Source organism: Intestinibacter sp. (genome assembly GCF_034113885.1).
GTDB lineage: Bacteria > Bacillota > Clostridia > Peptostreptococcales > Peptostreptococcaceae > Intestinibacter.
Genome location: NZ_JAXEWM010000058.1, coordinates 16,218 through 31,688 on the forward strand (window position 1 = coordinate 16,218; position 15,471 = coordinate 31,688).

12 protein-coding genes, 1 other RNA gene and 1 pseudogene are annotated in these 15,471 nt (G+C 31.1%); 9 read left to right on the forward strand and 5 right to left on the reverse strand.

Features of this window, described 5'->3' with window-relative positions; all coding sequences use genetic code 11:
- Positions 1–39 precede the first annotated feature (39 nt).
- Positions 40–942: an AraC family transcriptional regulator gene (locus SPD90_RS03685; protein WP_320924340.1), complete on the reverse strand. Its 903-nt coding sequence runs from the start codon at positions 940–942 to the stop codon at positions 40–42.
- Positions 943–1,188: 246 nt separating this feature from the next.
- On the opposite strand from SPD90_RS03685, the gene hutH reads away from it, so the two are divergent.
- The 5 genes from hutH to SPD90_RS03710 all read left to right on the forward strand — a co-directional run bounded on the left by hutH (position 1,189) and on the right by SPD90_RS03710 (position 7,796).
- Positions 1,189–2,760, forward strand: a complete 1,572-nt coding sequence (gene hutH / locus SPD90_RS03690) for a histidine ammonia-lyase (protein ID WP_320625283.1) — start codon at positions 1,189–1,191, stop codon at positions 2,758–2,760.
- Between the two features lie 33 nt (positions 2,761–2,793).
- A complete protein-coding gene (locus tag SPD90_RS03695; protein ID WP_320924341.1) occupies positions 2,794–4,824 on the forward strand; it encodes a urocanate hydratase in 2,031 nt (676 codons plus the stop codon).
- 118 nt (positions 4,825–4,942) lie between these two features.
- Positions 4,943–5,836, forward strand: coding sequence for a glutamate formimidoyltransferase (ftcD, locus tag SPD90_RS03700; protein WP_320624335.1), 894 nt, complete (start codon positions 4,943–4,945; stop codon positions 5,834–5,836).
- A 10-nt stretch (positions 5,837–5,846) separates the two neighbouring features.
- The gene (gene hutI / locus SPD90_RS03705) at positions 5,847–7,118 is read left to right on the forward strand and encodes an imidazolonepropionase (RefSeq protein ID WP_320924342.1); all 1,272 of its coding nucleotides are present in this window, start codon (positions 5,847–5,849) and stop codon (positions 7,116–7,118) included.
- Positions 7,119–7,154: 36 nt separating this feature from the next.
- Positions 7,155–7,796: a cyclodeaminase/cyclohydrolase family protein gene (locus SPD90_RS03710; RefSeq protein WP_320624333.1), complete on the forward strand. Its 642-nt coding sequence runs from the start codon at positions 7,155–7,157 to the stop codon at positions 7,794–7,796.
- Between the two features lie 83 nt (positions 7,797–7,879).
- Here the strand turns inward: SPD90_RS03710 and SPD90_RS03715 are convergent, their stop codons facing one another.
- Positions 7,880–8,281 carry a hypothetical protein gene (locus tag SPD90_RS03715; protein ID WP_320624332.1) on the reverse strand — a complete coding sequence of 134 codons (402 nt, stop codon included), beginning with the start codon at positions 8,279–8,281 and terminating at the stop codon, positions 7,880–7,882.
- A gap of 450 nt (positions 8,282–8,731) precedes the next feature.
- On the opposite strand from SPD90_RS03715, the pseudogene SPD90_RS03720 reads away from it, so the two are divergent.
- The 3 genes and pseudogenes from SPD90_RS03720 to SPD90_RS03730 form a co-directional block, all read left to right on the forward strand.
- Positions 8,732–9,379 (forward strand): annotated as a pseudogene (locus SPD90_RS03720) (hypothetical protein); the annotation flags it as partial.
- A 171-nt stretch (positions 9,380–9,550) separates the two neighbouring features.
- A non-coding RNA gene (gene ssrS, locus SPD90_RS03725) (6S RNA) lies at positions 9,551–9,738 on the forward strand.
- A gap of 173 nt (positions 9,739–9,911) precedes the next feature.
- Entirely contained in the window at positions 9,912–11,108 is a 1,197-nt protein-coding gene (locus SPD90_RS03730; protein ID WP_320624331.1) for a hypothetical protein, read from the forward strand.
- A 66-nt stretch (positions 11,109–11,174) separates the two neighbouring features.
- Here the strand turns inward: SPD90_RS03730 and SPD90_RS03735 are convergent, their stop codons facing one another.
- The 3 genes from SPD90_RS03735 to SPD90_RS03745 are packed head-to-tail and all read right to left on the reverse strand — an operon-like array spanning position 11,175 to position 14,399.
- Positions 11,175–12,185: a hypothetical protein gene (locus SPD90_RS03735; RefSeq protein WP_320624330.1), complete on the reverse strand. Its 1,011-nt coding sequence runs from the start codon at positions 12,183–12,185 to the stop codon at positions 11,175–11,177.
- A gap of 33 nt (positions 12,186–12,218) precedes the next feature.
- Positions 12,219–13,550, reverse strand: a complete 1,332-nt coding sequence (locus SPD90_RS03740) for a polysaccharide biosynthesis protein (protein ID WP_320924345.1) — start codon at positions 13,548–13,550, stop codon at positions 12,219–12,221.
- A 54-nt stretch (positions 13,551–13,604) separates the two neighbouring features.
- Complete coding sequence (locus tag SPD90_RS03745) at positions 13,605–14,399, reverse strand: histidinol-phosphatase HisJ family protein (RefSeq protein WP_320624328.1); 795 nt, start codon at positions 14,397–14,399, stop codon at positions 13,605–13,607.
- Between the two features lie 127 nt (positions 14,400–14,526).
- On the opposite strand from SPD90_RS03745, the gene SPD90_RS03750 reads away from it, so the two are divergent.
- Positions 14,527–15,471, forward strand: a 945-nt coding sequence (locus SPD90_RS03750; RefSeq protein WP_320924343.1) for an aminotransferase-like domain-containing protein, incomplete at its 3' end; no start/stop codon positions are given.

Genomic DNA, 15,471 nt, shown 5'->3' on the forward strand with positions numbered 1-15,471 from the left:
AAATATGTGGTCCTTTTATATTTATATAAAAATTATAATTTAAGATTTGAATAACTGTTCTTTTTTGTATTTAGTAGGTGATAAATCCATAACCCTTTTAAATATTTCTGTGTAATAGCTAGCATTTGAAAATCCTACCTTTTCGGCGATTTCAGTTATATTGTACTTATCGCTTAAAAGCAAAGGAATGCTTTTTTTAATGCGGTAATTTAACAGGTATTCAAATGGTGTTTGTCGAGTTGCTTTTTTGAAAAATCTACAGCACTCACTTTTACTTATATTACAAGATTCGGCTATATCATCTAGAGTTATTTTATTTTTATAGTTACTATGTATAAAATCTAAGATTTTAGATAATCTCAAAACGTCATTTGAATTTACAAATTGTTTTTCTTGCAAAATACTGTCTATTTCATTAAAAAATAAAGACCATATCTCACATACCTTGCTTTTTACCAATAATTCATAGCAAGGCTTCTTTTCTTGGAATATATCGTTAGCCTCTAGAACTAGCGACATTATTTTTTTATGGGTTTTATTTTTAGAATCTAGGAAAAAAGAGGGACATTGACCACTGTTTTCGATTATATCAATATATTTGGTTTTTATTAGACTTTCTTCATGTCCAAATATAAAATTAGATCTAAACATTAGTGCCAAAAAAGCACAATCTTTATTGTTGTAGCCTTTAGCTGTGTGTAGAGTATGAGAGTTTATAAACAGACCATCTCCCTTTTTCATCTCGTAAATTTTATCGTTTACTCTGTATTCCATAGAGCCTTCTAATATAACTGAGAAGGTCATTTCATAGTGCCAATGATAGTCTAGAAATCCATATTCATATGCGAATAAAGTGTTGTAATCAAAGTCGATTGGAAAAGTAAAATCACCGTATTTTTTCTTTTCTAATAGGTTATCTGCTACAATTATTTTTCGTTTCATTTTATCACCTCAATTAATTGAACCTCAATATTGTTATAGAAATTGATAAAATCCTTATAGATATAATCTATATTTTAAATTATACTTATAACATAAAGAATAAGCAAGTTATAAAAAAAATTATTCAAATGTCAGAAATTTATTTGAAAAATTAAATTAAAATATTTAATTTAGTTAATTAAATATTGAAAATTATATAAATTTTTCAATATATATTAAAAAAATTAAAGATATGGAGGTTTTAATATGGATACTATTAAATTAAATGGTTATGATTTAACTTTAGAAGATTTAATGAAGGTTTGTAGATACGGTTATAAGGTTGAACTTACAGAAGAAGCAATAGAAAGAATAAAAACTGCAAGAAATATAGTAGATGATTTGGTTGAACAGGAAAAGGTTTCTTACGGGATAACAACTGGATTTGGAAAATTTTCTGATGTAGTTATATCTAAAAAAGATACTAGACAACTTCAAATAAACTTAATAAGAAGTCACGCTTGCGGTGTAGGAGAGCCTTTAAGTGAAGAAATAGTAAGAGCTATGATGTTACTTAGAATAAATGCGTTATCAAAAGGATATTCAGGTGTTAGACTTGAAACTCTACAAGTATTAATCAACTTATTAAATGCAGGCGTTCATCCAATAGTTCCAGAAAAAGGTTCATTAGGATCTTCAGGAGATTTAGCTCCTCTATCTCATATGGTTTTAACTATGTTAGGAGAAGGAGAAGCAATATATCAAGGTGTTAGAATGTCTTCTAAGGAAGCTTTAGAAAAAGCAGGAGTAAAACCTCTAGAATATTTATCATCAAAAGAAGGACTATCATTAAACAATGGTACTCAATGTATGACAGCAGTTGGAGCTATAACAGTTTACGATGCGATAAACCTAATGAAAACTGCAGATATAGCATTAGGACTTACAATGGAGGGATTAAATGGTATAACTTGTGCTATGGACGAAAGAGTACACTTAGTAAGACCTCATAAAGGACAATTCAATACAGCTAAAAATGTATTAGCGATATTAGAAGGCAGTGAAATGACTACTGAACAAGGAGAGCTTAGAGTACAAGATTCTTATACTTTAAGATGCTCACCTCAAGTTCACGGTGGTTGTAAAGACGCACTTGACTATGTAGTTAAGAAAATTGAAATAGAAATGAACTCAGTTACAGATAACCCAATAATATTCCCAGGCGAAAATCAAAAGATTATATCTGGCGGTAACTTCCACGGGGAACCAATGGCTCTTGCATTTGACTTCCTAGGGATAGCGTTATCAGAAATTGCCAACATCTCTGAAAGAAGACTTGAAAAAATGGTAAACCCAGCACTTAGCCATGGACTTCCAGCATTCTTAGTAAATGAAGGTGGAGTAAATTCAGGATTTATGATAGTACAATACAGTGCAGCTTCATTAGTTTCTGAAAATAAAGTTCTTGCACATCCAGCAAGTGTAGACTCAATACCATCTTCAGCAAACCAAGAAGACCACGTTTCTATGGGAACTATAGCATCAAGACATGCTAGAGACATATTAGATAACGCTAGAAAGGTTTTAGCTATGGAAATATTAGCTAGTGCACAAGCTATAGACCTAAGAGGAAAGAAAAAACTAGGAAAAGGAACTGAAGAAGCTTATAGAATTATAAGAGAGAGAACTCCTTTTGTAGATAAAGATAGAATAATGTACACAGATATAAATATATGTGAAGACATTATAAAAGAAAACTTATTAGTTGAAGCTGTAGAAAAGGCTATAGGAAAAGAATTACTAGTAAGTGAAGAAATAGTTAGCGATTTAAAACTTTAGTCAGAAGTTTAAAATTTTAAGGGGGAATTTGAATTGAGTAATAGAAACCAACAAATAAACGATGCATTGACTATAAAGCTTGATGTGATACCAGATAAAATACCAGCATTTGAAGAACATATAAGAAGAGCTCCAAAGCGTGAATCAAAATTAACAAATGCAGATATAAAATTAGCTCTTAAAAATGCTTTAAGATATATACCAGAAGAATACCATGAAATGTTAGCTCCAGAGTTTTTAGATGAATTATTGACTTATGGAAGAATTTATGGATATAGATTTAGACCAGGAGGTAAAATCTACGGAAAACCAATTGATGAATATAAGGGAAATTGTGTAGAAGGTAAAGCCTTCCAAGTAATGATAGATAACAACCTTGACTTTGATGTAGCTTTATATCCTTATGAATTAGTTACATACGGCGAAACAGGACAAGTTTTCCAAAACTGGATGCAATACCAACTTACAAAAAAATACTTAGAAGTATTAAATCAAGATCAAACTCTAGTACTTCATTCAGGACATCCAGTGGGGCTTTTCAAATCTAAACCAGATGCACCTAGAGTAATACTTACAAACTCTCTAATGATAGGCATGTTTGACAACCAAGAGGAATGGAAGAGAGCGACTGCAATAGGTGTTGCAAACTACGGACAAATGACTGCAGGTGGTTGGATGTATATAGGACCACAAGGTATAGTTCATGGAACATATTCAACTATACTAAATGCAGGTAGATTAAAATTAGGTATACCTAAAGAAGGAAACTTAAAAGGAAAATTATTCGTGACTTCAGGTCTTGGTGGAATGAGTGGTGCTCAAGGTAAGGCTGTAGAAATAGCAGGTGGAGTAGGAATAATAGCAGAGGTAGACTACTCAAGAATAGAAACTAGATATACTCAAGGATGGGTTAGCAAGGTTACAGAAAGTCCAAAGGAAGCATTTGACCTAGCTAAGGTTGAACTTGAAAAGGGTGAAGCTTGTGCTATAGCCTTCCATGGAAATATAGTAGATTTACTTCAATATGCTGTGGATAACGATATACATATAGATTTATTATCAGACCAAACTTCTTGTCATGCTCCTTACGACGGTGGTTACTGTCCACAAGGAATAAGCTTTGAAGAGAGAACAGAGCTTCTTGCTCATGACAAGGAAAAATTCGTAGAGCTTGTAAATAAGACTTTATTAAAACATTTTGAATTAATAAAAACTCTACACGACAAAGGTGTATACTTCTTCGACTATGGAAATAGCTTTATGAAGGCTGTATACGATGCAGGTGGAAAAGAAATTTCTAAAAATGGAGTAGATGAAAAAGATGGATTTATATTCCCGTCTTATGTTGAAGATATATTAGGACCACAATTATTTGACTTTGGATACGGACCATTTAGATGGGTTTGTCTAAGTGGAAAACGTGAAGATTTAATAAAAACAGACCACGCAGCTATGGAATGCATAGATCCAGATAGAAGATATCAAGATAGAGACAACTGGATATGGATTAGAGACGCTGAAAAGAACAATTTAGTAGTAGGAACTCAAGCTAGAATACTATATCAAGATGCCATGGGAAGAACTAATATAGCTCTTAAATTCAACGACATGGTAAGACGTGGAGAAATAGGACCAGTTATGATGGGTAGAGACCACCACGACGTATCTGGTACAGATTCGCCGTTTAGAGAAACTTCTAATATAAAAGATGGAAGTAACATAATGGCAGATATGGCGACTCACTGCTTCGCTGGAAACTGTGCGAGAGGTATGAGCTTAGTAGCACTTCACAATGGTGGAGGAGTTGGAATTGGTAAATCTATAAACGGTGGATTTGGAATGGTTCTAGATGGATCTCAAAGAGTAGACGACATACTTAGAACTGCTATGCCTTGGGATGTTATGAGTGGTGTTGCAAGACGTGCTTGGGCTAGAAATGAAAATTCTATAGATACAGTAATCGAATACAACAAGATGTGTGAAGGTAAAGACCATATAACATTACCATTCTTAGTTGACGAAGATCTAATAGAAAAAACAGTTGACGATAAACAATTTGTATAAAAATATATAAATTTGTAAATAGCTAACTCATATAAATTAACTATAAAATTCTAGCCTGATGAGCACAGCTTGTTGGGCTAGATAAAATATTTAGACGAAATTCAAGGAGGAAAAGGTAGTGGCAATAGTTCAATGTGTACCAAATTTTAGTGAAGGTAGAGACTTAGACAAAATAGAAAAAATAGTAAATCCTTTGAGAGGAAAAGAAGGCGTAAAATTATTAAATTACGAAGCTGATAAAAATTACAATAGACTAGTAGTTACAGTGATAGGAGAACCAGAAAAGGTTAAAAATGCAGTATTTGAAGCAATAGGTGTGGCAAGAGATGTAATAGATATGAATACTCACAAGGGTCAACATTCTAGATTTGGAGCAACTGATGTATGCCCATTTATACCTATAAAGGGAATGGATATGGACGATGCTGTGAAGGTTGCAAATGAACTTGGCGAAATGGTGGCAAAGGAATACGAAATACCAGTATTCTTATATGAATGTGCTGCTACTAAGCCTGATAGAGAAAATTTAGCGACAGTTAGAAAAGGCGAATACGAAGGTCTAGATGAAAAGTTAAAGGATCCTAACTGGATGCCAGATTACGGTCAAGCTAAGAAACATCCTACAGCAGGTGCAATAGCTATAGGAGCTAGAAGACCTCTAATAGCTTATAACATAAATCTAGACACTACAAATATAGAAATAGCTTCAAAAATAGCTAAGACAATTAGACACTCAAACGGTGGATATAGATATATAAAAGCAGGTCCAGTTGAAGTTCCAGAGAGAAATATGACTCAAGTTACAATGAACTTGACAGACTACACTAAGACTAGTATGTACAGAGCTTTCGAAGCAGTAAAAATGGAGGCTAGAAGATACGGTGTAAATGTAACTGGAAGTGAAGTCGTAGGATTATGCCCAATGGAGGCACTAGTGGATGTTGCAGCTTATTATTTGGGACTTGAAGATTTTACACTTGACAAAGTATTAGAAACTAGTTTAATGGAATAAGGAGAGTATGATGAAGGCTGATTTTATTTTAAAAAATATTGGAAAGCTAGTTACAATGAAGGGGAGCTCTTCCTTTAGAATAAAGGAAGAGATGAACAATATAGAAATAATTGAAAATGCATACATAGCAGTAAAGGATGGAAAAGTACTAGAGGTAGGTGTTGGAAGCGAATTTGAAAATTTAGTAGGTGAAAATACTAAAGTCGATGATGCAGAGGGACTTTTAGTGACTCCTGGACTTATAGATTCACATACTCATTTAATTCACGGAGGTTCTAGAGAAAATGAATTCTCTATGAAGTTAAATGGAGTTCCATACATCGAAATTTTAAATAACGGTGGTGGAATTTTAAGCACTGTAAAATCTACAAAGGAAGCATCTAAAGAAGCTTTATACGAAAAAGCTAAAAAGAGCTTAGATAGAATGCTAGAATTAGGCGTTACAACAGTAGAAGAAAAAAGTGGCTATGGATTAGAATTAGAAACTGAAATAAAACAACTAGAAGTAGGTAAAATGCTAGATGAAAATCATCCGGTCGATTTAGTGCATACTTTTTTAGGGGCTCATGCAGTTCCTGTAGAATATAAGGAAGACCACAAGCCTTATATAGATATATTAGTCGATGAAATGATGCCTAAGATAAAGGACATAGGTTTAGCGGAGTTTTGCGATGTATTCTGTGAAGAAGGTGTATTCACTATAGAAGAAAGCGAGTATATACTTCAAAAGGCGAAGGAAATGGGATACAAATTAAAAATTCACGCTGACGAAATAGAATCACTAGGTGGTGCAGAATTAGCAGCTAAATTAGGTTGTGTATCAGCAGATCACCTTATGGCAACTAGCGATAAAGGTATTGAAATGATGGCTGAAAACAAGGTCGTAGCAAATATACTACCTGCCACTTCTTTTAATTTAAATAAAAATTATGCAGATTGCAGAAAAATGATAGATATGGGTGCAATAGTCAGTCTATCAAGTGACTACAACCCAGGAAGCTGTCCGAGTGAAAACCTACAGCTTGTAATGCAATTAGGATGTCTACATCTTAAGATGACTCCTAATGAGGTCTTAACCGCAGTCACAATAAATGCAGCTTATGCAGTAGATAGAGCTGATGAAGTAGGTTCACTAGAAGCTGGCAAAAAAGCTGATTTTGTAGTATTCGATGCACCAAATGTAGAGTACTTGATGTACCATTTTGGAATAAACCATACTAAACGAGTTTATAAGGATGGAAAACTAGTAGTAGATAATAAGGTTGTAGTTTATAATAAATAATAAAAATAAATTTTTATACAAGGGAGAAATAAAAATATGAAATTAATAGATATGACTGTAACAGATTTTGCAAATGAAGTAGATTCAAATTCTCCAGCACCAGGTGGAGGTTCTGTGTCAGCACTTGCTAGTGATATAGGAGTAGGTCTTGCTCGTATGATGGCTCATCTAAGCTTTGGAAAGAAAAAATTTGAAGCGTTAGACGATGCTACTAAGGCGGAATTTAAATCTAGATTTGATAAATTAGGGGAAATAAGAGCAGAATTATCTACATTAGTAGATAAAGATACTGAATCATTCAATGAATTTATGAAGGCATTAAAAATGCCAAAGGAAACAGAAGAAGAAAAGGCTTTAAGAGCTAAAGCTATGGAGGATGCCACAGTATTTTCAATAGAAGTGCCATATAAAACAGCATCACTTTCTTTAGAAGCTTTAAAAATACTAGATTTCTTAGTGGAAAATGGAAATCAAAATGCTATAACTGATATAGGCGTTGGAACTTTGATGCTATGTACAGGATTAGAAGGAGCTATATTAAATGTAAAAGTTAATTTAATGGGGCTTGAAAATAAAGAGCTTCACGATAAATACAGCCAAGGCTGTAAAGAGCTATTAGCTGAAGGTCATAAAATAAAGGATACTATAATTGCAGGTATACATAAACAACTAGATTAGATTTAATATAAAAATAAAGGTATTGAAGCTACTTTATGGTAATTTCAATACCTTTTTAAATACATATGAAAGAGCATTTAGCTTTATATTTGTGGTTTATTTTTTTTGACTTTTTTAACCTTTTTTATAGTTTTTTTATTGGAGGATTCAGTAGATGAATTGTGTTTAGTATTCGAATTTTTATGTTTTGATTTTTTAGAGTTTATTTTATCTTGAATTTCTGCATCTGAGATTTTAGACATTATAGAATCTAATTTCTGTTGCTGAGCGGGATCTAGGAAATTTTTAAATTTAGATACTACCTCCTCCTTGCCTTTTAGATTCTTACCAAGCTTTATAAGCTCTTCTAAAAGTTCGTCTTCAGATTTTCCTTGATAGCTGTTAGCTATATTTTCTATTTTATTCTTATCTATATTTTTTTCTTTTGCGAAATTTTCTAATGTATCTTTGTCGATTTTATCGACCTTCTTATTGGATTTTTTCATAGATAACTCCTTTCTGAAATCTGTAAATAAATACTTGTATATAATTTATATGATTTTATTTACAAGAGTTAATACTATATTTCTAAGAAAATTTAATATATTGATATTATATGAATTATATGTCAAAAAGTGAGAATAAATTATAGATGTCAATAAAATATAATATATAAATAATTTAAAACATAATATTAGATATAGATGTTAATTAGGAACATTAATAATTGAATAATCATATTTTAAATATATGTGAAGATATTATAGTGATTATACCTATTACAAAAGGGGTGACTCCTATTGAACAATTTATTGTTAATACTTGGACTTTTGGCTCTAAGCAATGGAAATATATCTTTGTTCGGCGGTAAAGATATGAATTCATCGGATAATAGTTTATTGATAGATAAGAAAGAAAACAAAAAATCGGCTTCAAAAAGAAAAACTGGAAATGACATGGAGCAAAAAAGTGATTTATCTAATACAAAGGGTAAAAAAATAAGAAAGATAAAAAAGATAAAGAAAAATTCAAAATCTAAGCTTCAAAGCCAAAAAAGTACTTTAAATTACAATATAGAAGATGTAAAAAAAGGTATAAAGCTGATGGACTTGAGCGAAGAGGATTTAGATAGAGGAATGGAAATAATCACTAGGACTAAAAAATACATGTCTCCAGATGAACGAAAAATGCTTATAAAAATGGAGAGCATATTAGATTTAGTCAAAGGAATAAAAAAATTAAACGATGTGGATATACTAGAGAAGGAGGACGAAAGCGAATTCTTCAGAAGTATGGATGAAGAGGACAAAAAAAACATGATGATTAAAGAAATCTTAGAGGTATTTCCAGAAAAGAGAAAGGAATCTATAGAAAAGGCTATAGATATGAAAAAGAAAATAGATTTATTTGCAGAATTGTTTTTACCTGAAAGTGATGAAGAGGGTGGATTTTCATTGAGCTCTCTAGCTGACATCGGAAATTTAGGAAGTGCAAATAATATTAAATTATTGGGAAGCCTTTTAAGAGGAGATGATTTAGAGAGCGTAGATCAGGATGAATATAATAACGATGATGCTGAATATTATGAGGATATTGAAGAAGATGATAACTAAAATGAATGACTAAATAATTGAGAATTTCAATCGTAAAGCAAATATAGAATATTAAATTATATTTACATAGAAAATGTCAAAAAATGCTTTTGAAAAATTTTCTAAAATTACCACAGAAAAAGACTTTAAATTATTTTAGTTTTGTTATATAATAAGTATATGAAAATCCTGAGGCATACGAGTGGTTACCTTTAAATTCAACCGACAAAAATTTTACGGGAGACATACGTTAGATAGCGGAGTGATTGCATCTTATATTTATATAAGAAATTGGAACCTATTTACGAGTCACCCACCTGGGAGGATTCTCGGGACTGAATTTGCAGGGCCTACGGTGTTTTGGGATTTTGTTTTTTTTATGAAATCTCTGAGCTAGACATTATTGTCTAGCTTTTTTTAATTTAAAAACGATGTTAGATAATTTGTTTTATTGAGAACAAAAGATAAAAAATTTGCATATTATTTATTATATTATATGAAAACGAGTCATATAATATATATACACTATTAGGGGGACGTAAATATGCAAGATCTTAAAAAGAGTAAAAGAAGAATGAATGCAAACCAAATGACAAATGCATTTTTGTCAAATGAAGAAGCTATGGATAAAGACATGTGTGATGATTTATCAAGAGGTTGTAATAAATCTAATAACAATTGCCCAAAACCTTGTCCAAAAGAATGTGAGCAACACAACCCATGCAAACAATCTAATTCACATTCACATGACTGTCATCATGACTGCCATAATCACAAATGTGAACCTTGCCAGCTTGAAACAGGTATGGATTGTGTGAAAAATCCTTGTTCAAATGATCAGTGTTGTTCACCTTTGAATTTATCTAGATTTAATACTGCTAATGCAGTGCCTTTTGCAATAGAAACTAATAGAGTTTTTGACACTATGCAATTCCAAATTTTCCAAGATGCAAGCGCTTCAGATGGATCACAATTGTATTTCATATATGATGTAGAAAGTGTAAATGGAAATATTCCAACAGGGGGATTTGTATCAGTAAAAATCGATGAAGTATGCTTTGATTTTTCAGAAATAGAAATAACACCAGGAAATGTAACTTTAGAAGGATTTACAGTACATCCTGTAGAACCTGAAGAAACATTATGTGAATCTACTTTTGAATCATTTGTATGTGGCGAAAGAAATGCATTCTGTTGTGCTCAAGGAAGAGGTACTCCATCTAAATTCAGAGAAAGAGGACTACAAGTAGAAGTAAGCGATTTAGTTTTAACATTGAGAGGACATTGTGGATGTACACAAATTACAATAAGCGCTATACCAGCATTTATGGATTCTCAAGGAAATTTAGTTCAATGCAACTGTGCTGGATTTAGATTTAATACTTTAGCTGCTCCTATTTGCATACCATCAAGTGGAATGGGAATTACTTTAAGACAAAATTATCAAACAAAATTATCTGTAAGCTGTGTAAGCAATGCAAATGTACAAAAAAATTGTGTAGAAGGAAATGCAAATTATACAGTAAATATACCAGGCGGTATAGATTTAATTCTTTGTGTACAAGAAATAGTAAGTATATTAAGAGGAGAACAAATAGTTGTATTAGGATCTTCTACTCCTATAACACCAAGAGTTGTAGATACATTCTCTAGAGTTTGTGATTTTACATCTTGTGGAGATAAAGCTATGTCATCAAATCAAAATAACAATAGTCACAGTGGCTGTGGATGCAATAGATAATATTTGGAAAATAATTTTAGATTAAATTTAAGAGGTCTTTTATCGAGACCTCTTTTTTTAAAAAATTTAAAATCCCAAAAAGGAAATTTCTCCATTTGTTATAAATAAACTGGAATCGCTACAGGATAAATCCTCTTTGTAATTAGATAAAAATTTACTTCTTAGAAATTCTAGATAAATGCTATTTTCGTCTAAAAACGGTTCACTCCACGAAAATCCGTCGTTCGTAGAATAACAGGTGTATAATTTATCTAAATGAACCCACATTAAAAATAGTTTATCTTCATCTACAGTAAATGATGGGTACATAAAGATAGAGTATTTAGTGATATCTGTTGACAAGGATATTTTAAATATATTGTTTTCTACGACGCTTTTTATATATTTTATGCAGTATGTATTGTTGACTTCGTAGCAGTACGTTATATGTATAAAATTATCCTTTACGATTACATCCATATATAGCTTGTTTCTTTTGGTATCGGTAATTTGAATCGGATTAGACCATGTGTGGCTTAAATTATTGAATATGCAGCAGAAAATTTCTTCTGAATTATCTATTATATTAAAATAAAAAATAATAGGTATATCGCGGATAAATACAACTTTATACTCATTTAAAATGAGGTGGTTTATAAAGTCGATTTTTTGCTCGTACCATGTATCATTTTCTTTGTACATATGAAATAAAGCAGTGGTGTTGCTTTCTTGGATTTCATATACATAATAGAACATATGAATAGTACTGTCTATTTTTTTAAAATACGGATAGCACATCCTAAACTTTTGAAAGTCGAATTTTAAAGTATCCTCTATAGAAAAGCTGAAGCTATCTTTACAGCATTTTATTATTTTTAAGTTGTCAAAGCAAAGTACACCGTAAATATTGTCATCTTCATCTATAGAGAAGCTAAACATCGTAAAATCCTTTATATAATCCTCTAGGATATTTATTTTTTTTATAAGATTGTTGTGAGAATCGTAATATTTGTAAAAAAGACCATTTTCACAGTAAAAGTAGAAAATATCTTTATTTGAACGCCTGATTGTATATGAATAATCGTTTATAAAGCTCATATAATCTCTCCTCAAAAAATTTTTTCAATATATCTAATTTACAGAGTGGAGTTTTTTTAATGAAGTAATTAGATATATTGTATGTAATAAAGTAGTAAATACAGCTATAGCAGTCACCACGTAGATATAAGCGTATATATTTAAGTCTGGAATAGGAAGTAAAAAATACAGGCAAATTAATTGAATTACTGCTCCTAAGATATTATTAAAGCTAGAAATTAATTCCTTTCTAATTCCATGTAATATAGCCGACAGAGTTTGATTTAAAGATAAAAAAGTAGGCGCTAGAAACATCGACTTTAAGTAGATACCAGCAGTTTCGTTTTTAAATACTAAGGTACATAGTGGGCTTCCGAAAAAGTAAAAAATCAACGAGCATGATACTCCAAAAAACAATGTTAACCCTATTGAAAAAACAATTTTTTTAATTAAAATTTTATTGCTTTTTAAAGCTACTTCTCCAGAAATACTTGGAATTAAATTTACAACTAGAGCTGATCCAACAGAAAACGGCAAATACACAAATGGCATAACCATACCGCTTATAATACCATAAGCCCCTAGAGCCTCTGAGTAAGTCATATTAGAAAGAATTAGCCTAGAGGGTATCATAATAGAGCTTATCGACTGCAACAAAATACTAGACATTCTATTACAGGTTATTGGAACTGACCTTTTTAAAGTATCGATAGATGTTTTTTTAAAGTCCTTTATATCAATTGTGTATTTATTGTAGATATTGGAATCTTTGTACAGATTTATCGTTATAAATATTACGTTTACTGTTTCACCTATTGATATAGCGAGAAGAGCGCTGTAGCAAATTAGCCCTTCGTTTTTTATGTAGTAAAAAACTAGCACTAAAAATAAAATTCTAGATACCTGTTCTAATACCTGACCTACTGCGGGAACTACGACTTTTTTTATACCGTAGAAATAGCTTCTAAGCACATTCGACAGAGTGATTAAAACTACTGCAGGGCATATTGCTAGAATAAATAAATTTAACTCGGAGTTATGCAAAAATTTCTGAGCCAGAAAATTGCTGTTTAATGATACGAATATTGAGATGAAGAAGGCTATGAAAAAAGCTAAGTACAAAGTCGATATAAAGTATGTATTTGTTCCCTTTTTGTTTTTTAAGGTGTTTGTAGTCGATATAAAGCAGCTTAAAGCCGTTGGAATTCCTGTAGTTGTAAGTGCAACACATATCATAAGAAAATTAAATACTATATGGTATATTCCGAGGCCCTGTTCTCCAATTACATTAGACAAAAAAATTTTATATATAAATCCTAAACCTCTTACAATTATATTTGAAATTGATAGAATAATAGTAGCTAATAAAAGATTTGGAATTTTTATCAAAAAAATCACCTCCTATGATTAATATTTATTCTAAGGAGGTGTGATTCATTCTTATATTTTATTAAATATAGGCTTCATCTTGTCGAAGGTACAGACGTAATTAAAGCCTATTTCCTTCAAATAATCGTAAATGTATTTAAAATTACAAGCTAAAAATCCAGTATGATGTCCATCAGAGCCAGTAGTTATTATTTCGCCGCCTAGCTCCTTATATAGCTTGATAATCTTTCTAGATGGAGTCAAATCTGGAAGATTGTATTTAAAGCAAGATGTGTTTACCTCAATACCTTTTCCATCGTAAATGGCCTGCTTCAAAATCTCTGTGATTATATCTATGAAATAGTCGTCGTCTAAAATCTCGTCATATGGACCGTATCTTTTTACTAGGTCTAAATGACCTAATATATTATAGGATTTAAAGTTTTTCACAATATTTAAAAATTCTCTATAGTAGATATCGTAGGCTTCGTAGGCATCTTTATCCTCGAAAAAATCCTTGTAATATAAATCCATTCTATTTATAGCGTGTTCAGAGCATATTACAAAGTCAAATGGATATTTTTTTACATCCTCTGCACATTTTTTAAATAATTGCTTTTGAAGACCAAATTCAATGCCTTTTTTAATAGTCATTTTACCTTTATATTTTTCAATATAGTAATTTAAGCTCTCAAAATATTTATCGTAATCTACAACAAAGTGATCCATATATTTTATATCGTAGTCGACATGGTCTGTAAAACAAATCTCTTTTAAATTTAAATCTATAGCCCTTAAAATCATTTCCTCCATAGATGACTTGGCATCTGGAGAAAAATTAGAGTGTATATGATAGTCTGAATACATAAACTTTTTACCTTTCTAAAAAAATTAGTATATAATAATATATACATATTAAATATATCACAAGGAAAAAATTAGCATCAATATATAGGAATACAAAATTTAAAAATATTAGATATAGGGGTAAAAAATGGATAAATATAAATTAGAGTTAAATAAAGGTAGTAGTAAATATTTACAAATTTATAATTTTATAAAGCAATTAATAATAAGCAATGAAATAAAAGAGCATGAAAAGTTACCTCCAATCCGTAAACTAGCGGATTATATGGGAGTCAACAATGCTACAATAGTAAAGGTTTATGAATTGCTTGAAAATGAAGGATATGTTTATAAAATCGTTGGAAGTGGTACCTTCGCTTCAAATATGAAATTAAAGAAGAAAAAAAGCGTCAAAAGAGAAGGACTGATACATTTTGACAGTGGGAATCCTTCTGCAGATATGTTTCCTATAGAGGATTACAAAAAAGCTATAAATATGGCTTTAGAGAGAGATGGATCTACTATATTTGACTATGACGAAGGTAAAGGCTCTAAAGAGCTTAGAGAAGAAATTAGCAAGTATTTGAGAGAAAGGCAAATAAATACAGATAAGGAAAATATACAGATTATCTCAGGGGCGCAACAGGGTATTGATATAGTATGCAAAGGGCTTATAAATTATTCAGATGTTGTATTTGTAGAGGAACCGACATATAATGGTGCATTGGAGGTTTTTAAAAGCAGGGGAGCTAAGGTAATATCTATACCTATGCTAGACGATGGTATAGATATAGGAATTTTGAAGCTAAAGCTTGAAAAAATAAAGCCTAAATTGATGTATGTTATGCCTAATTTTCAAAACCCAACAGGTATATCTTATTCAGCTTATAAAAAAAGAAAATTAATAGAGTTGTCAGAGGAGTATGATTTTTATATACTAGAAGATGATTTCATAAGTGATTTTCCATTTGACTCAGAGGATAATCGTCCATTAAAGAGCTATGATAATAACGATAGAGTAATTTATATAAAGAGTTTCTCAAAGATTTTAATGCCAGGTCTTAGAATAGGTATAGTTGAAATACCTATGGAG